The 19,673-nt window shown below is 47.2% G+C and carries 12 protein-coding genes; all 12 read left to right on the top strand.

Features of this window, described 5'->3' with window-relative positions:
• The first annotated feature begins 311 nt into the window (after nucleotides 1–311).
• The gene (locus tag RB622_RS02050; protein WP_308044825.1) at nucleotides 312–2,828 is read left to right on the top strand and encodes a phosphocholine-specific phospholipase C; all 2,517 of its coding nucleotides are present in this window, start codon (nucleotides 312–314) and stop codon (nucleotides 2,826–2,828) included.
• 815 nt (nucleotides 2,829–3,643) lie between these two features.
• Nucleotides 3,644–4,396, top strand: coding sequence for a carbohydrate-binding family 9-like protein (locus RB622_RS02045; RefSeq protein ID WP_308044824.1), 753 nt, complete (start codon nucleotides 3,644–3,646; stop codon nucleotides 4,394–4,396).
• Between the two features lie 68 nt (nucleotides 4,397–4,464).
• Nucleotides 4,465–5,340: an SMP-30/gluconolactonase/LRE family protein gene (locus RB622_RS02040; RefSeq protein ID WP_308044823.1), complete on the top strand. Its 876-nt coding sequence runs from the start codon at nucleotides 4,465–4,467 to the stop codon at nucleotides 5,338–5,340.
• Nucleotides 5,337–6,443: a bile acid:sodium symporter family protein gene (locus RB622_RS02035; protein WP_308044822.1), complete on the top strand. Its 1,107-nt coding sequence runs from the start codon at nucleotides 5,337–5,339 to the stop codon at nucleotides 6,441–6,443. The genes RB622_RS02040 and RB622_RS02035 overlap by 4 nt, the downstream gene beginning before the upstream one ends.
• 42 nt (nucleotides 6,444–6,485) lie before the next feature.
• Entirely contained in the window at nucleotides 6,486–7,958 is a 1,473-nt protein-coding gene (locus tag RB622_RS02030) for a M81 family metallopeptidase (RefSeq protein ID WP_308044821.1), read from the top strand.
• A gap of 39 nt (nucleotides 7,959–7,997) precedes the next feature.
• Nucleotides 7,998–8,534, top strand: coding sequence for a RidA family protein (locus RB622_RS02025; RefSeq protein ID WP_308044820.1), 537 nt, complete (start codon nucleotides 7,998–8,000; stop codon nucleotides 8,532–8,534).
• A gap of 8 nt (nucleotides 8,535–8,542) precedes the next feature.
• Nucleotides 8,543–10,339 carry a gamma-glutamyltransferase gene (gene ggt, locus RB622_RS02020; protein WP_308044819.1) on the top strand — a complete coding sequence of 599 codons (1,797 nt, stop codon included), beginning with the start codon at nucleotides 8,543–8,545 and terminating at the stop codon, nucleotides 10,337–10,339.
• A gap of 21 nt (nucleotides 10,340–10,360) precedes the next feature.
• Entirely contained in the window at nucleotides 10,361–11,728 is a 1,368-nt protein-coding gene (locus tag RB622_RS02015) for a hypothetical protein (protein ID WP_308044818.1), read from the top strand.
• Nucleotides 11,729–11,749: 21 nt separating this feature from the next.
• The gene (locus RB622_RS02010) at nucleotides 11,750–12,961 is read left to right on the top strand and encodes an aminotransferase class V-fold PLP-dependent enzyme (RefSeq protein WP_308044817.1); all 1,212 of its coding nucleotides are present in this window, start codon (nucleotides 11,750–11,752) and stop codon (nucleotides 12,959–12,961) included.
• 33 nt (nucleotides 12,962–12,994) lie between these two features.
• Complete coding sequence (locus RB622_RS02005; RefSeq protein WP_308044816.1) at nucleotides 12,995–14,251, top strand: amidohydrolase/deacetylase family metallohydrolase; 1,257 nt, start codon at nucleotides 12,995–12,997, stop codon at nucleotides 14,249–14,251.
• Nucleotides 14,252–14,294: 43 nt separating this feature from the next.
• Entirely contained in the window at nucleotides 14,295–16,064 is a 1,770-nt protein-coding gene (locus tag RB622_RS02000) for a c-type cytochrome (protein ID WP_308044815.1), read from the top strand.
• A 495-nt stretch (nucleotides 16,065–16,559) separates the two neighbouring features.
• On the top strand, nucleotides 16,560–19,646 hold the full coding sequence (locus RB622_RS01995) for a SusC/RagA family TonB-linked outer membrane protein (RefSeq protein ID WP_308044814.1): 3,087 nt from the start codon (nucleotides 16,560–16,562) through the stop codon (nucleotides 19,644–19,646).
• Nucleotides 19,647–19,673: the final 27 nt, after the last annotated feature.

The raw sequence follows: 19,673 nt of genomic DNA, 5'->3' as shown, positions 1-19,673 counted from the left end.
AGAGGTAAGAAAGGTCGATGGCATATCGAAAACAGTTAACCAATCCACGATTAAGCATCAATCATGAAAGGAAATATATGAGATCGTGAAAGAAATTGTGTAAATGTTCAAATAGCGATAAGGAAGCGGAATTACGCATCAGAACTTAAAAATGGCAAAGCATTAGATTTACGTGCTCACCGAAAGAAAGTGCCTAGCTGCCGACATCTGAAAGAGGATACTGTTATGATTGTGTTATGACATCACTGTACACCGAGTAGCGCAAGTGTTCAATTTGCTTTCTTAGGTAGTAAATAAACCAAACCATTTGCATGGATTCAAGAAGAGAGTTTTTGAAAAAGGCGGCCCTGTTAACCAGCGGCGCAGGAATGATGGGTTTTTTACCCGAATCGGTGCAGCGCGCCATGGCCATTCATCCTGATCCGGGCACGACATACCTCGATGCCGAACATGTCGTTATTTTGATGCAGGAAAACCGTTCCTTCGATCACACTTATGGTAAGCTGCAGGGGGTGCGGGGTTTCAATGATCCGCGTGCGATTTCTTTGCCCAATAAGAATAAGGTATGGCTGCAGACGGACAAGAAAGGAGATACTTACGCACCTTTCCGGCTCGATATGAAGAATACCAAAGCTACCTGGATGCACGATCTGCCGCATTCGAGGGAATCGCAGGTGGATGCTTACAATGGAGGTAAATACGACAAATGGCTGTCCTCGAAAAGATCCGGCCATAAGGAATATGCGGATATGCCGCTCACCCTTGGTTATTATGACCGCGAAGACCTGCCATTTTACTATGCATTCGCAGACGCCTTCACGGTCTGTGACCAGAATTTTTGTTCGTCGATGCCCCCCACGCATCCGAACCGTTATTTCTTGTGGTCTGGCACGATCCGTGAAAATCCGGATATTGACTCGCTGGCGGTGGTGCGGAACAGTTATTTTTCTATCAATAAGCCGGTCAAATGGAAGACATTTCCGGAGCGGCTGCAAGAGGCGGACGTTTCATGGAAATTTTATCAGAATGAAGTTGGCGCCATCATGCAGTTTCATCCGGGACTTGGTTCCTGGTTGAGTAACTTTGGGTGCAATCCGCTGGAAAGGTATGCCCAATACCACGTTAAATCGTCTGAGGATTACATTCGGTATGCTAAACTGGAAGTAGAAAAGCTCAAAGGTGAATTATCTGGTTTGAAGGAAAAGCTGGCGGCCGCCTCAGCAGAGGAAAAAGTGAAGCTTTCAAAAAGCTATGACAACCAGGCAGCATTGCTGGAGAAATACGAGGAAGATCTGGCTCGATATAGTGACGAAAATCTCAAAAAATTCTCAGTGGCCGAGCGCGACCTGCATAAGCGCGCATTTGTGTCCAATCGGGAAGATCCGGATTACCTTAAACTTAGTACCATTACGTACGAGGAGAATGGAGAGAAAAGGAAAGTGCAAGTTCCGAAATCTGACATTTTTTACCAGTTCCGGAAGGATGTCAAGGAAGGTAAGCTGCCGACGGTTTCCTACCTTGCCGCTCCGCAAAACTTTTCTGATCACCCGTCTGCACCCTGGTATGGAGCCTGGTACGTATCAGAAACGCTCGATATTCTTACCCAAAATCCCGAGGTCTGGAAGAAGACGATTTTCATATTGTGTTATGATGAAAATGACGGTTACTACGACCACGTTCCACCATTTTCCATTCCCAATCCGTTCAAATCCGATTCTGGAAAAGTCTCGGAAGGTATTGATATCAAAGCCGAGTACGTAACGCTGGAACAGGATATGTCCCAGGTACCAAAAGGCAATGCGCGGGAAGGTGCTATTGGGCTCGGTTTCCGGGTTCCGCTGGTCGTCGCTTCGCCTTGGTCGCGCGGGGGAAAAGTTTGCTCACAGGTGTTTGACCATACTTCCATTATTCAGTTCCTGGAAGAATTTACGAGTCATAAATCAGGTAAAAAAATAAAGGAAACCAATATTTCCGAGTGGAGAAGGACGATATGTGGCAACATCAGTTCTGTTTTTCAACCATACGATCCTTCTGTTTACAAGAAGCCGCAGCCTGTTAATCGCGACGAAATTGTGACAACGATCCATAAAGCACAATTCCGTGATGCGCCTGCAAATTTTAAATCGTTGTCAGAGAAGGAAATTGCGGAGGTTAATAAGAATGCAGCAATCAGTGCGTTTCTGCCCAGACAGGAGCCAGGCACCCGGCCGTCCTGCGCAATTCCATACGAGCTGTATGTTGGAGGCAACCTATCCAAAGACAAAACGACGTTTGAAATATCGCTGCATGCAGGAAATAAGGCTTTTGGTAAAAAAGCTGTCGGTGCACCATTTATCATATATGCCATAAATCCTTATCAGGGTGAGGAGCTCAGGGTCTGGAATTATGCTGTCAAAGCTGGGGACACTTTAACGCAAACCTGGAATCTATCCGATTTCGAAGGCGGAAAATATCATCTGAGAATTTATGGTCCGAATGGATTTTTTCGCGAATTCGCTGGCGATGGCCGGGATTTGAATACCACGGTAATCTGTGCGTACACCCAGGACAAGGTGGGTAAACTGAAAGGCGACCTGGAATTCAGGATACACAACAATGGCGCTAAGATGGCCTCGGTTTCCATCATCGACAATGTTTACGGAGCACAACCATTAAAACTGAAAGTATCGGCAGGAGGCCAGTCATCCGGACTTGTGAAACTTGATAAAAGTCATAACTGGTATGATATTAGTATACAAATCGACCAATCCGTAACGATCAGACGCTATGCCGGGCATGTTGAAACGGGAAGGGAAAGCGTAACGGATCCGTTTATGGGAAAGCGTTAATGTAAGACTTCGCAAGTGCGCGGTGTACTTATGGGCGGCTGATGCTTGCGAAAACGAGATAGGTTCTTAACAGCGAACATGATGTCCTTGTCAAATAAAAAAAACCTGCCTCCAAAATTCGGGGGCAGGTTTCAACGATCTGATGCGCATACGATACCTCAAACCAAAGCAACTGGGTCTGTTAAGTAAGGCATAATGTTACGTAAGCCGCGTTCAATGTATTCTTCTTTTTCTCCGACCGGCGCAACATAGTGCAGCGCATCTTTGGCAGCGTCGATGCCTTCCAATCGTGCGATGATCCAGGCCGCCAGGTAATGCGACGCTAAACAACCGCCTGCCCTGGTCTGACCATTTACACGATAAATTGAAGCAATTGGGCCTCTTGGCTAAAACGATGGTGTAGTTCAAATCATTCTCATAAAATCAGGACTTCCTACAAAAAAAATCATGGTCAGTATTTTTGGATTTAATGTTAAACGGTCCTTTTGATACCGGAAAACTGTCCTTTTTCTAAGCCATCGCTTTTCATGGTATAGCTTCGATGTTTCTGAAACATTGAAGCTGCCACCGCACGTCCCTACTAAAAAAACAAAGAAAGGCTACACGGGTTTGAGGTATAGTTTTAAAATTATTCGGTCGGTTACATATGATTTACTATGATAGTATCAGAATTCTGAATGATAGTATGAGTAATTGGTACGTGTGAAATATATTTTTGTTAAAAAATAATAAACAAAACAATATTTGTTTTTGAGTGAATATTCGGTAGAAGTGATAGTTGTTAAGTGCAATTGGAGATATAATATATTTTTAATATGACCCTTCTGAAATACCTGATTCTATATGTTTTACTCCAATTCACCGGCGGCGCCGCGTTTGCACAAGAAAATAAACAGCCCGAAGCTTCCCTGACTTATGAGATATTGCGGGCAAAACAACCCCTGAAAATCGACGCAGACTGGGACAAGGCAAGCTGGAAAAAGGTGCGGTCTGTCACAATTGAAAAATACATGGGCGCAATTCCAGCCTTCAAGCCGGCTGTGGAAGCGAAGATGATGTATGATGATGAAAATGTGTTCGTTATTTTCCGCGTCAAAGACAGGTATGTCCGGAGCCTGGTGCAGGAGTATAACGGCAATGTTTCCGGCGATGCCTGTGTAGAATTTTTCTTTTCCCCGGACTCAGCCCTGCCAGAAAGGTATTTCAATCTCGAAGTGAACGCAGGTGGCACACCTCTTATTTTTTATGTCACCAAGCCATGGACAGGATTTCAGAAACTGGAAGCGGCAGACATCAGGCAGATCGAGATTGCCCACTCGTTGCCGGCAAAAATTGACCCTGAAATTTCCGAACCTGTTACCTGGACCATCGAGTATCGTATCCCTTTGTCCATGCTTAAAAAATTCTCGAACGTAACTGCGCCCGCACCTGGCGTTAAATGGAAGGCCAATTTTTACAAAACCGCCAGCCAGAGCACCAATCCGCACTGGATCACCTGGTCTTATGTAAACAATCCTAAACCCAACTTTCATCTGCCGCAATTTTTCGGCACACTCATCTTCAAGTAACGTATACAATGAAAATCAACATTTCAGGGAATTCAATAATCCGGTTTTTATCTTTAACCCTTTTGTTCGTGGAAATAGCTCCTTATAACCAGGCACAACCGGCATCTGCCGGACCCCTATACGAGTCTTCAGTTTTTACAGCCGCCCACAGTTTTACATCAGGTATCGAAGGGCCTGCCGTTGACCGGAAAGGTGTATTATATGCTGTGAATTTTGAAAAACAGGGTACGATCGGACAGGTTATGCCCGGAGGGAAAGGCAGCATTTTTGTGGAGTTGCCTGGAGGTAGCATTGGCAACGGAATTCGGTTTCACAGCGATGGACGCATGTTTATCGCAGATTATAAGAACCACAACATATTGCAGGTGAATATGGCTTCTAAGCAGCTCAGCGTATATGCGCATGAGCCAAAAATGAACCAGCCCAACGACATCGCAATAGACGACAAAAACCGGCTTTATGCCAGTGATCCCAATTGGGGCAACGGCTCTGGTAACATTTGGCGCATCGATACCGACGGAAAGGTAACCCTGCTGGAAGCCAATGCGGGCACCACCAATGGCATTGAAGTAAGTCCGGATAACAAGACATTATACGTGAATGAAACAGTGCAGCGCAGAGTCTGGGCCTATGATCTGGCTGCTGACGGAGGCATCAGCAACAAGCGCTTGCTGATCGAATTTCCGGATTTTGGTATGGACGGCATGCGCTGCGATATAAAAGGCAACCTCTATATCACCCGCCATGGAAAAGGGATCATCGTAAAAGTTTCGCCAGCCGGAAAAGTTCTCCGTGAAATTCAGGTCGGTGGCAAACAGCCAAGTAACCTGGCCTTTGGTGGTAGAAATGGCTGCACTGTCTACGTCACGTTGCAGGACAATGGAAATATTGAAAAGTTTCAGGTAGAAGATCCGGGCCGTGAGTGGAAAATGCTAAAAAAATGAATAGAAATCTATTTTACAAGACCGTACTCGCAGTATCGCTGATCTCCATGCTGGTAACACTCTGGATGATTTTTAAAGGAAGTATCTCGTCCGCAGGTCCGTTTTTTATCACTTTTCTGATAGCCTTATCGATTGGTTTTAGAGATATACCCCTGCTGAAGGGGCTGGCCTTCACCGTTTTTATTTTGGGCGTTTCCACTACTGCCCTTTACTACCCGGTGTTGTTTACCCGTTTCAATGGTTTCGAGCTCGCCCTGCTGATTACTCCGCTAATCCAGCTGATCATGTTCGGGACCGGATCCTCGATGGGTTTCAAAGACTTTATTGAACTTTCAAAATCGCCCAAATCGGTGATTGTGGGTGTGCTGGCACAGTTTATCGTGATGCCATTACTGGGTTTCCTGCTTGCGAAATGCAATGATTTTTCTCCGGAAATTTCCGCGGGGATCATTCTGTTGGGTTGTGCGCCCACTTCGGTGACGGCAAGCCTGTTTGCGTATCTTGCCAAAGCCAATGTTGCCCTTGCGATCACGATTACGTCCGTCACCACGTTGCTGGCTCCACTGCTTATACCCTTGCTGATGAAACTTTTTGCCGGCGGCTTTGTCGAAATCGATGTGCTTGGTATGATGTGGGGAATGATCAAGATTGTACTCCTACCGATCGGGGCCGGACTTTTATTTAATAAACTGCTTAGCGGTCGTGCACAATGGCTCCGCGGCGCCATGCCCTACGTATCCATGTTCGGCGTGGCGTTGATCGTCGCGATCATCATGGCGGCAGGGCGTGACAGCATTTTGAACATTGGTTTTATGCTGCTGCTGGTTGTGCTCATACATAATCTCCTAGGCTATGTGTTTGGTTACGCTGCCGCACGGCTCTTCCAGCTGACCGAACGTGACGCCCGGACCATCGCGATTGCCACCGGGATGCAAAACGCCGGACTCGTTTCAGGTATTGCAAAAGTGATGGGTAAAATTGCCACCGTCGGTCTGGCGTCGGCGATTTGCGGACCGATCATGGGGCTCACAGCCTCGGTCCTGGGTTCTTACTGGAGTGGACTTGAAGCAAAGCGCGTTATTGAAAATGAAGAAGTGATATGATTTTATGCCAATGACTTAATTGAATTAGTATTAAAAGGATTTATGATGCCAAAAAGGATAGCGCTACTGGGAATTTATCACGAATCGAACACCTTCGTTGAAAACCAGACAACCCTGGTTGATTTTAAAAGAGGGCATTCGCTGACTGGAGAAAACATCAGAAAGGAATATCAGGATGCTCATCATGAAGTAGGAGGAATGATAGAGGTGATCGACCGGGCCGGGATGGAATTGGTGCCCGTCGTTTTTTCGGAAGCCACACCGGGCGGTACGGTTTCCGCCCAGACCTACCGCACGTTGCTAAAAGAAATGATGGATTTGCTGGACGGCGTATTGCCCGTGGACGGCGTGCTTGTTGTCCCGCATGGGGCCGGTGTGAGTGAGGATTTTCCAGATATGGACGGACATTGGATCAATGTGATCAGGGAACGGGTAGGGCTAGATGTGCCGGTTGTGGGCTCTCTGGATCTTCATGCCAACGTCAGCGAGTGCATGGCCAGTGCTGTTGATGCCTTTGTATCTTATAAAAAGAACCCGCATATAGACCAGCGTTATACGGGAAAGGCGGCGGCCGAAATCATGGTCAAAATATTGGAAGGGAAAATAAAACCAAAACAAGTGCTTATCCAGGTGCCGCTGGCGATCAGTATTGAACAGCAGTTTACGAGCAATGAACCATGCAAAAGCCTGTACAACCTGGCCGATGAACTCTCGAAAACGGAGGGGATCCTGTCTATTAGTATTTTACTAGGGTTCCCTTATGCAGATGTAGCCGAAATGGGTACATCGTTCATTGTAGTTTCCGACAACGACCCTGAGCTGGCGTTACATGTCGGAAAGCAGCTTGAATCCTGTATTCTCAATAACCGCGAAAGTTTTGTAGGGACTAAAAATGATATCCCCGCCGCGATATGTACGGCGTCGGAAATAGAAAAGCCAGTTTTGCTGCTGGATATGGGCGACAATATTGGGGGAGGGAGCCCGGGCAACAATATTTGCCTGCTCGAAGGCCTGGAAGCTAACGGCACACTCAAATATTTTGTGTGTATCTGTGATCCCGCTGCTGCGGAAGTGGCATCCGGTTACCGTCCCGGTGATTCGTTTCACTTATCCCTAAAAGGGACAACCGGTGCCGGTGTGAAGGAGGTAACATTTTCGGTTATCCTGCTGACTTTGTCCGATGGGCATTTCAGGGAAGATAATCCAAGGCACGGTGGACAGGTTAATTACTACATGGGAAAAACTGCGGTAGTGGCCAGGCCCGACGGGAGTGTCATCATGCTCACGTCCTTACGGGTACCACCTTTCAGTCTCGGTCAGCTTACATCCTGTAACCTCGATCCGAGGTCATTTGATGTGCTCATTGCCAAAGGCGTTATCGCGCCAATCGCAGCCTATGCACCCGTCTGTCCTTCGATTATTCAGGTTAATACCCCTGGCGTCACCCAGGCCGATATGACGATGTTTACCTACAAAAACCGTAGAAAACCGCTTTTCCCTTTCGAAAATTTCTGACGCCCATTTACCATCATTCTTAATGACTAATTAATAAAAATGAAGAAACTATTCCTTAACCCGCTATTTATCCTGCTTTTGTTTGCGCAATCTGTGACTGCACAAGTAAAGAGCTATGATCCTGAGGCTCGTCTGAAAGAAATGGGGATCGTATTGAAAAAACCTGGAAAACCGACCGCTAACTTCTTGCTCGCCGTACGGGTGGGTAATCTGGTTTACCTTTCCGGGCACGGGCCGGTTAAGGAAGACGGAGAATATATGAAGGGGAAAGTGGGTGATGAGATCAACTTTGAGCAGGCGCAGGAGGCTGCACGTCTTACCGGAATTGCTCTTCTAGCTGCGCTGAAAGCCGAAATAGGGGATTTAAATAAAGTTAAACGATTGGTTAAAGTGCTTGGTATGGTCAATGCGGTTCCTACATTCGACCGGCATTCGCAGGTTATCAACGGTTTTTCGGACCTAATGTTTGCAGTTTTTGGAGAAAACGGTAAACACGCCCGTTCCGCGATCGGCCTGGGTTCGCTGCCCATGGGTATACCGGTAGAAATTGAAATGATTGTGGAACTGAAAGAATAGCGCGCCTGATGATGAAAATAAAAATTATTCCGGTCCTTAACAATATCTTGATTTTCGCCCTGACAGGTACATATTTTCTTGGGAATATGAGCAATGCAACGGCCCAGGTCGCGAAGCATAACCTCCGCCCGGCATCTATGGGAAAGCAGGGTATGGTGGCTTCGGCCAATCCACTTGCCAGCCTCGCGGGTCAGAAAATCCTGATTAAGGGTGGCAATGCGATTGATGCAATAGTTGCAACGGCCGCTTCCCTTAATGCTGTGGAACCTTATATGTCAGGCACCGCGGGGGTGGGTTACATGCTTTTTTATTCGGCTAAAGACAAAAAAGTGAGGTCACTTGTTTTTGGAGGCTGGGTACCCAAGAACTTCGATCCGAAAGCCATAAAAACCGATGCAAAGCTGGCTGATGGGGCCGGGCACGGTGGAATGGAAACCATCGGGCCGAGAACGCCTGCCGTGCCGGGAAATCTTGCGGGCTGGAACCGGGCGCTGAAAGATTATGGCACCATGTCCCTTTCCGAAGTTCTTGAAAGTACGATCGATTATCTTGAAAATGGTGTGCCTGTTACGGAGTTTGATCAGGCCATGTGGGAAGGAACGCTCGACCGGGTTGCGCCGCATCCCGAATCAGCCGCAATTTTTTTGAAATCAGACAAATCAACTTACAAAATAGGGGACATTTTTACGAACAAACCGCTGGCCAGGACCATGCGGAGGATTGCAAAAGAGGGCATCGATGTCTTTTATAAAGGTGAGATCGCGCAGGAAATGGCCGCGGCATTCAAACGTGACGGCGGATTTATCAGTGTCGAAGACCTGGCCTCGGTACCAGACAAAGTGCAGTGGGCAGAGCCAATTTCTATTAAGTATCGGGATTATACGGTGTACAATAACCCGCCTCCAGGCATGGGCATTCAGCAATTACAGGTATTGAAGATCATGGAAGGTTTTGACTTGCAGAAAATGGGACATAATAGCGTGGACTATCTGGCCCATTTGATGGAGGCCATTTATCTCAGCCGGATTGATACGGATAAGTACATTGGCGATCCGAAATTTGTGAAAGTGCCTGTGACCATGCTGCTGTCGGATAGCTACATAGCTTCTCAAAGAACCAAAGTTGTAGCCAATATTAAGGATCGGAAAGCGAACATGAAAAAGCAGTCGCTGTTGGAAAAAGTGCCCGGGCCTTTTGAAAATGTCGTTCCGGACCAATATAAATATGCGACTACCAGCCTGTCGGCAGTAGACCGGTGGGGAAATGCGGTGGTGATCATTCAGACACACGGGGGTGGTTTTGGTTCCGGTTACGTAGCCGGAAAAACGGGTGTGGTTTTCAACAGTGCCCTGGACTGGATGACACTAACTCCGGGCCAGCCGAACACTGCAGAACCGGGCAAGGCGGTAGGCTGGTGTATCGGCGGTATGATGCAGTTTCACAAAAACGGAAAACCGGAGCTGATGGTAGGATCTCCCGGTAGCTTCGGGATCCTGCAATCGGTCCCTCAAGTGGCCATGAACGTGGTGGATTTTGGCATGAATATCCAGGATGCGATCAGCGCGCCGAGGTTCCGCTGGAAGGATGAACTGGGTTCGGTACCGGCGAAGGAGCTGATCATTGAAACCAGGATTCCGGACAAGACACTTCAGGAGCTCAGAAATATGGGCTACGTGCTCGATACCAGTCTCGGCGACTGGTCAATGACCGTTGGCGGTGCGCAGGGCATTACAACCGACCATCAAACCGGCTGGTTTATGGGCGGTGCAGACCCACGCAGAAACGGCTATTCCATTGGTTGGTAATTTAACCCGATAACTTTTATCATGACAAAAGAAGAGAATAATTCCCGAAGGACATTCATCAAAAAATCAGCCGGTGCGGCTGCCAGTCTTTCAATGTTGTCAGGACTTTTTCCAAACGGTTTTACCAATCTGACAGGCTCAGATACTGACATTGCTGTACAAAATCCCGCAGCATTGAAACGCATTGCGGTCATTGCGAATATCTATCGCAATAGCGCCCATGCAGACGTGATCATTACGAAACTTTTTGCAGGTATCCCAACGGACGACGGCATGGTGGCCCCGGAAGTGCAGATCGTATCGATGTGGATTGACCAGATCGGTGCGAACGATACCGGCGTAAGAATTGCCAAAATGAATAATGCGACCCTGTATCCAACCATTGCCGAAGCACTGATGCTCGGTGGCGACAAGCTGGCGGTGGATGCAGTGATTTATATAGGTGAGCACGGCGATTATCCCAATAGCCGTCTGGGTGTGAAAATGTATCCGAGAATGAATTATCTTGAACAGATATTCAGGGTTTTTGACGCCTCCAACCGATCCGTTCCGCTTTTTTCAGACAAGCATCTGGCCTATTCGTGGCTGGACAGCAAATGGGTGTACGACCGTGCGCAGGAACTTCATGTGTCCATGATGGCCGGATCGTCACTTCCGTATTGCTGGCGTGATCCCATGCTGGTACATCCGCTGGGAACGAAGATCAGTGAAGCCGTGGCTATTGGCTATGCCTCGCTGGATGCTTATGGATTTCATGTCATGGAAATTCTTCAGTGCATGGTGGAACGCAGGGCAGGAGGAGAAACCGGGGTGACAAGTGTGCAGGGAGTAACGGGTAATGAAGTCTGGAAAGCTATTGATGACGGAAAAATATCAAAAGACCTCGTAGATGCTGCCTGCAATGCTATCAAGATCAGGGCGGCCGGTAATATGCGTGAAATTGTTAAAGATCCGAAAGCGGTTATTATCAGATACAACGACGGTCTGAAGGGTGCTATACTGATGCTCGATGAGCTTGTGAATACGGGTTGGGCCTACGCTGCCAGGACGGGTGGGAAAATCGTGGCAACCGAGTTTGTACTGGACAATGGTATGGCCTATTCGCATTTCAGTTACCTTACTCTCAACATTCAGAAGTTTTTGTTATCAGGTAAACCGCAAGGAGCCGTGGAAAGGACGCTGCTCACGAGTGGGATGATTGACATGGGTATAAGATCTGTTGTCGATGGTGGCAAGGAGCGAAAAGCACCCTTTTTGAATGTGAAATATTCCGTCGCTGGCATTGAACCCATATTGCCTTCGAGTCCACGGCCTACTGGCCAGAGTATTGGCCCCTGGCCCCCGAAAGGATATGAGTTTATTATTCCTGATAAGTTCAAAAAACAGTAGAATCTTAAAACCCAAAAACATATGCGCCGTCGGAATTTGTTGAAAGGATTATCCGTGCTGCCGGTGGCAGGCGCGGCATTAGGTCGGGTTTTTGCTGCAGAGACCGTGGTTTCTCCTCCAAAGCGGGACCTTTTTAAAGAGCTGGGACTTCGCACATTTATCAATGCTGCCGGAAATTATACGACCATGACAGCCTCGTTGATGCCTCAGGAGGTGCTGGATGCTATCAATTCAGGAGCGGGTGAGTATGTCATGCTCGATGAAGTCCAGGATAAGGTCGGCGAAAAGATTGCTGCTATCTGTCATTCGGAAGCTGCAATAGTAACTGCAGGCTGCTGGTCTGCGCTGGTATTGGGCATGGCGGGTGTACTCACGGGGCTTGACAATAAAAGAGTCGCGCAGTTACCATTTCTGGAAGGAACAGGTATGAAATCGGAAGTAATTGTGCAAAAGGCCCATGCCAATGGTTACCATCTGGCGCTTAAAAATGCAGGCGTCAGTATCGTCGTTGTGGAGACGCGGGAAGAAGTTGAAAAAGCGATCAACGAGAAAACCGCGCTGCTCTGGTTTCTGAACCGCGAAGCGCCCGAAGGAAAGATCCAGCATCAGGAGTGGCTTGACATTGCGAAAAAGCATAAGCTGCCGACAATGATCGATATTGCGGCGGACGTGCCCCCCGTGGAAAATCTCTGGAAATACAACGATATGGGCTTTGATCTGGTCTGCATCTCCGGTGGCAAGGCAATGCGCGGGCCACAAAGCGCCGGGATTCTTATGGGCAAAAAAGACCTGATCGCAGCAGCCCGGCTCAGCGCTCCTCCACGCAGCGGGATAGGACGTGGCCAAAAGGTGAACAAGGAGGAAATTCTGGGAATGTACGTTGCCTTGGAAAAATATGTGCAACAAGATCACGCCAAAGAATGGAAAATTTGGGAACAGAAAATTGCGCTGATCGATAATGCTGTAAAAAATTTCGATGGTGTGAAAACGGAAATGGTTCTGCCGCCCATCGCCAATCATACGCCTTCGCTGCGTATTTCCTGGGACGAAAAGAAGGTCAGACTGACCGGGGAGACATTGGGAGACAAGCTCCGCAAAGGCAGTCCGTCTATTGAAATAATAGGCTGGGAAGCTAAAAATAACATCAGGCTGACCGTTTTTATGCTGAAACCTGGACAAGAAAAGATCGTAGCGCAGCGGATCAAAGAAGAACTCAGCCAGGCATCTGTCTGAAATTAAATATTTATAGTACCTATTCCTGAACTCATGAACAGAATCATTTTTTTTGTATTGTCGCTCCTGTCCCCGTCGGCCGCTTCATGGGCGCAGTCTTATGACATTGTTATCAAAGGTGGGCGCGTGATCGACCCGAAGAATAGCATCAACAGGGTCATGGATGTTGCGATTAAAGATGGTAAAATTGCGGAGGTTGCCAAAAATATTGCGGCAGGAGCGGGTAAGCAGGTCATCGATGCAGCTGGTCTGTATGTAACACCCGGCCTTATTGATATGCACGGTCACGTTTTTGCGGGAACAACTGCGGACGGCGACCTGAGCAATGGTTTTAGTGCGCTGCCTCCAGACGGCTTCACTTTTCGCGTCGGTGTGACGACGATTGTGGATGCGGGTGGTGCCGGCTCTAAATCGTTTCCGGAGTTCAAAAAAAATATCATAGACCGGTCCCAGACGCGCGTGCTGGCTTTTCTGAATATTTCCAGTGAAGGTATGCGCGGGGATGAATATTCTGTGTATCAGCAGGATGTGAAGTTTATGGACCCAGAGCTGGCAGCTAATACAGCGAAAGATTATAAAGATTATATTGTCGGGGTAAAGGTGGCCCATTTTCATAAATCGGATTTTATTGCCGTAGACCGGGCACTCGAAGCCGGAAAACTTGCAAACATTCCGGTGATGATCGATTTCGGAGGTAGTAAACCCAGGTTGTCAATCGAAGATCTTTTCATGAAGAGGCTGCGTCCCGGTGATATTTTTACGCACGCATACGGGCAGATATTGGAAACGAAAGAATCGATTGTTGATCTGGAAACGGGCAAACTGCGCCCTTTTGTCATGGAGGCCCGCAAGAAAGGGGTGATTTTCGATGTCGGTCATGGAGGTGGAAGTTTTACCTATTCACAGGCAATACCGGCTACGAAAGCAGGTTTTTACCCGGAAACGATCAGTACCGACCTGCATACCGGAAGTATGAACGGTGCTATGAAGGATATGCTCAATGTGATGTCAAAATTTATGGCTTTGAAGATGGATCTGCAAAGCGTTATCACCGCCAGTACCTGGGCACCGGCCAAAGCGATCAAACGCGAGGAACTCGGGCATATTTCGGTAGGTGCCCATGCTGATGTGGCGATCCTGTACCTCCGCAAAGGAAAATTTGGCTTTTATGACGTGGCCCGTTATAAATCGGAAGGTACGGAAAAGCTGGAATGTGAGGTGACGATCAAAGGCGGGAAGATCGTTTACGATCTTAATGCCCGCTCCATGACGCTTCCCTCCCGACCATAAAAACAGTGAATATTTATCATCCCTAACCTCATTTTCTGTAAGAATGAAATATTTTTTTTACACGCTTTATAGTACCTTATCCAAGGTGAAGTTTTTGGTTGTCGGCTTGGCGGTTTTGTTGCTGAGTATCAGTTTTGTTAGCTACGATACGATCAGCAAGCTGCCTAAGGGTGATCCTGACAATGGCGGTCTGGCACTGCCCGGTGGTTTTGAAGCCGTGGTCGTGGCGGATAGTGTAGGTTCGGCCAGGCATTTGGCGGTTAACCAGAACGGTGATATTTATGTTAAATTACGAAGTGTGACACCCAAAGGCGGCAGTGTTGCCCTGCGGGATATCGACAATGACGGGAAGGCGGATGTCATCCAGCATTTTGGGGATTATCAGGATCCTGGCAGATACGGCACTGCAATGCGTATTTACAATGATTATCTTTATTACAGTACTGCCGGGGTGGTTTTTCGAAATAAGCTTACGCCTGGAAAACTCATTCCGGAAAGTAAAACGGAAGTAATCCTGACGGACGATTATAAAAATAAAGTGCATGGTTCGGAACATATAGCCAAGCCGATCACATTTGATAACGCGGGACATATGTACGTGCCTTTCGGTGCACCGGGGGATGTGTGCCAGCTTGAAAACCGGGTTCCGGGTCTGGCAGGACAGGATCCTTGCCCTCAGCTTGAGGAGCACGGAGGTGTATGGCAATTTGACGCTAATAAAATTGGACAATTGCAGTCGGACGGGAAAAAGTACGCCACGGGTATTCGCAGTGTTGTGGCTATGGACTGGAACAAATCGGATAACAATCTCTATGTCTTGCAGCATGGCCGCGATAATCTGGTACGGACCTGGCCCGACCTTTACAACAACTGGCAAAGTGCCGTGTTGCCCTCGGAAGAGTTTCTCCGGGTGAAAGAAAATTCCGACGCAGGCTGGCCTTACTATTATTACGACCATAGGCAGGGCAAAAAACTGCTGAATCCTGAGTATGGAGGGGACGGTACAAAAGTGGGAAAGGGTGCAGAATTTGAGCAGCCCATCATTGGTTTCCCAGGACATTGGGCACCAAACGACCTCCATTTTTACCAGGGCGACCAATTTCCGGCGCGGTATAAAAATGGCGCATTCATTGCCTTCCACGGGTCAACTATTCGTGCACCTTATCCGCAGGCAGGTTACTTTGTTTGCTTTGTCCCTTTCAAAAATGGCGCTCCGTCTGGCCCCTGGGAGGTTTTTGCGGATGGCTTTGCAAGCGTTGACACGATCGTTAATACGGCAGATGCCAAGGCGCGTCCCATGGGTATCGCCATGGGCCCCGACGGTTCGCTGTACATTACTGAAAGTGTGAAAGGTAAAATCTGGCGGATCATGTACAAAGGCGACCGTAATAAATTTGGCAAAGCACAGCTTGCCGGCATGGAAAAACGCAAGCAACGCACGAACATCAAAGAGCCCGATATCGTAAAAGATAACCTTGAGAAGAAAGTTCTGGAAGCTGGTGAGCAGGCTTATAAACTGTACTGCGGGGCCTGTCATCAGGGCGACGGTAAGGGTGACGGTAGCCGTTTTCCTCCTTTAGCAGGATCGGAGCGGGTTATCGGCGATAAACGAAAACTAATCGAAGTGGTACTGAAAGGTATGAGCGGACCGCTTACTGTCAAGGGGGTGGATTACAACGGTGTGATGCCGGCCCACGACTTTCTGAAAAATGAAGAGATCGCCCAGATACTGACGTATATTAGAAAGAGTTTTGGCAATAATGCCAGTAGTATCGGTGTTGGTGAGGTGCTGAAAGTTAAGAGTCTGCAATAACCGCCTATTGCAGTATATTAAGGGGCTTTCGCGACACACAAGTCCGAAGCCTTTTAATATCTCGCCTGATTATTTATACATAATAAATTGTAATATTCCGTAGCGAAATTTCTCTACCATTGACCAGGTAGCTATTTTTTAGGATAAAGAATATCAAAAGTTCACCAGGTAAAACACGGTGTCAGGAAATTATGGTTTTTTAAGAAATAGGTCTATCGTGGACCAAAATGTTATGGTCAAAGATTTCAGTATTATAAAACGATGTTTTGATAATATGGATGAACGGCAATTCTGTATTGATCAGGGTGTTATCGTTCAATTGTTTGCTAATTCTAAAATTTGAAAGATAGTAGGATAATTGAGTAAAATAGTATCAGTTTTTGACCCCGATAAACTTTAATATTGACAATGTTGCAGAATTCAAAATAATGTATCGTTCTATCTAATCACAAAGTTATTATGTACGGAGAATCTTTACCAATTCCATCTAGGTGGATGAATTGTACTTTTTTACTTTGGGGACATGCGGCGCAGATGCGGGCCACCTCACGTAAACGATTTAAAATGTTGTTAGTCTTCATGCTGCTGGCGGCATGCTCTGCTTTAACAGCAGTGGGACAAGAGTTGAAGGTTACTGGAAAAGTGGTGGACGATATGGGCACGGCATTACCCGGCGTAAACGTGCTTATTAAAGGATCGACGAAAGGCACGTCAACGGACGTGAGCGGTAGCTATACGATATCATTATCGTCTGGCTCGGAGTCTCTCATCTTTTCGTTTATCGGCTATGCTTCCATGGATGTACCGGTGAATGGCCGATCAGTCGTAAATGTGACGCTTAAAGAAGACGCAACCCAGCTCGGGGAAGTGGTGGTAACCGCCCTTGGTATTGAGAGAAGCGCTAAAACGCTGACCTACGCTACCCAGCAGCTTTCGGGAAAACAGCTGGCTGACGTGCGGGACGCTAACTTTGTAAACACGCTTTCGGGTAAAGTTGCCGGTATTGTGGTAACACAAGGCTCTTCGGGACCCGGCTCTGCTACACGGGTGACGTTGAGAGGTAACCGTTCGATCGGCGGAAACAACAATGCCTTGTTTGTGGTGGACGGTGTTCCCATTGATAATTCCGTACGTAGTCAGGTGAATTCAGATTTCGGTGGGGTAAACCGCAGTGATGGCGCGGCCAACATCAACCCCGATGATATTGAATCCATGAACGTGTTAAAAGGGCCTGCGGCATCAGCCTTATATGGTAGCCGTGCTGCGAATGGGGTAATTATGATCACCACAAAAAAGGGAAAAGCCGGTAAAATCAGCACAGATATCAACTCAGGGGTATCGATAGAGTCTCCTTTGCTTTTACCAAGCTTTCAAAATACTTATGGACAGGGAGCAGGAGGGAAGTCAAGTGAAAACGCGTCTGGTAGTTGGGGGGCTGTGGCCACTACCTATCCTGATAACATTAAAAATTTTTACAGAAACGGGATTTCAACAAATAATTCGATTGGCTTGTCCGGGGGGAGTGAAAATATTCAGACTTACATGTCCTATACCCACAATAAAAACCAGGGTTTGATTCCCAACAATGACCTGCAACGTCATACGCTGAATTTGAGGATCAACGCAAAACTGACCAAGAGGCTGAGCGTCGATGGCAAGATCACTTACATCAATCAGGATATCAAAAACAAACCTTTCTCCGGTGAGAACAGTGGGCCGATCATGAATTTGCTCAAAACACCGCGTAGTGTGGATTTGAATGACTATAAAAATTACCAGACCGAGACGGGCACACCCAGATACTGGACGAGTTCGGGTATCTATATGAATCCCTACTGGACACTAAACAAAACCTTTGGCAGTGAAAAAAGAGACCGTTCCATTATTCTTGGATCTGCTAAATATGAAATTGCAAAATGGCTGAATGTACAGGGACGAATCAGCTACGACACCTATGTTGACGCGTATGAACGCGGATATGCCAATAACACGCTTTTGTATGCCGCAGCCGGAGGTAATTATGAAAATTTTGACGGTAAAACGCTGGAACGAAATATGGACCTGATTTTTTCCGGTAATCATAAAATAGGTGATAAATTTGGTTTTACCTATAATTTTGGTGCGGGTTCGACCTACAACAAATATTCTGAAGTAGGTGGATTAGCAACGGGGCTTTCCGTTGTGGATAAATTTGACCTGTCGTTCGCTACAAACCTTACCCGCGTTTCAACTTTCTCGGAAAAAGAACTCCAGTATGTTTTTGGTGCGGCATCGTTTTCTTTCAAGGACTACCTTACATTCGATGCCTCTATTCGTAACGACTGGTCTTCCACGCTTCCAAATCCTTATTCCTACACATATTTTGCCTTTGGGGGAAATTTTATTCTTTCTGATGCCGTACAATTACCATCATGGGTAAGTTTTGCGAAAGTCCGGGGATCATGGGCGCAGGTGGGTAACGATACGAGTCCTTACCAGCTTGATCCGTTCTATGTCTTCACGCCTGGTGGCACTGTGGGCTATATTTCAAGAAACACAACCCTCCCCAACGCAAATCTTAAACCTGAAATTTCTTCCGCCACTGAATTTGGTATCGATTTCAGAGCTTTCAATGGACGGGTCGGATTGGATGTTACTTACTATAACAGCAACACGATCAACCAGATTTTACCCCTTCCTTTGGCTTCACCTTCGGGGTTTAACACACAAATTATCAATGCCGGTAAAATCAATAACAAAGGAGTTGAGATCGTCGCTTCCGGGAGTCCGTTAAAAGGAGATAAATTTTCGTGGGAAACAAGCGTGAATTTTGCACGCAATATCAACAAGGTGGTTTATCTGCATGAAAGTATCAAAAAGGTAAGCTTGGGTAGTGGTATCAGATCCGCTTCGCCGATTGTTGCCGAGGGTGGTTCCTTTGGAGATATGGAGGCAAATACCTGGTTGAAAGATGCGCAGGGAAGGTATGTGGTAACCGCAGCGGGTGTACCGGCCGTGGGCCCCATCTCAATCATAGGAAACTATAATCCTAAGTTTACCATAGGTTGGAACAACACCTTTAACTACAAGAACTTTGTGTTCTCTTTCCTGGTGGACGGCCGGGTAGGGGGTATTGTAACGTCTGGGACAGAAGCCAACCTTGCTTTCGATGGTACCGCTGATTATACCGAAGAAAATCGTGCCGGTGGATGGGTACTTCCGGCTGTGCGGGCTGACGGTGCTGCCAATACCACAGCGATCAACGCGGAAGCATTTTGGCAAACCGTGTCACAAGGGCGTTATTCCTGGGGTGAGTTCTTTACTTATTCTGCGACTAATTTCCGTTTACGAGAGCTTACGCTCGGTTATAACATTCCTGTTTCGCAGGGTACTTTTCTGAAAAGTGCGAGGTTATCATTTACCGCCCGCAACCTTTTCTTTCTTTACAGAGGAAACGCAACAATGGATATTCCCGGTCTGGCCAAACGCAAGCTGCCGTTCGATCCTGACATGAACCTTGGTGCAGGCAATTTCCAGGGCCTTGATTATGGTAACCTTCCATCGTCCAGAACAATCGGATTGAATCTTAAACTTAGTTTTTAATTGAAGTTCAGGAACGGGTATATTTTT

The organism is Dyadobacter sp. LHD-138, assembly GCF_030929615.1.
GTDB lineage: Bacteria > Bacteroidota > Bacteroidia > Cytophagales > Spirosomataceae > Dyadobacter.
The sequence above is the reverse complement of the archived record's forward strand: the minus strand, read 5'-3'. Positions and strand labels throughout refer to the sequence as shown.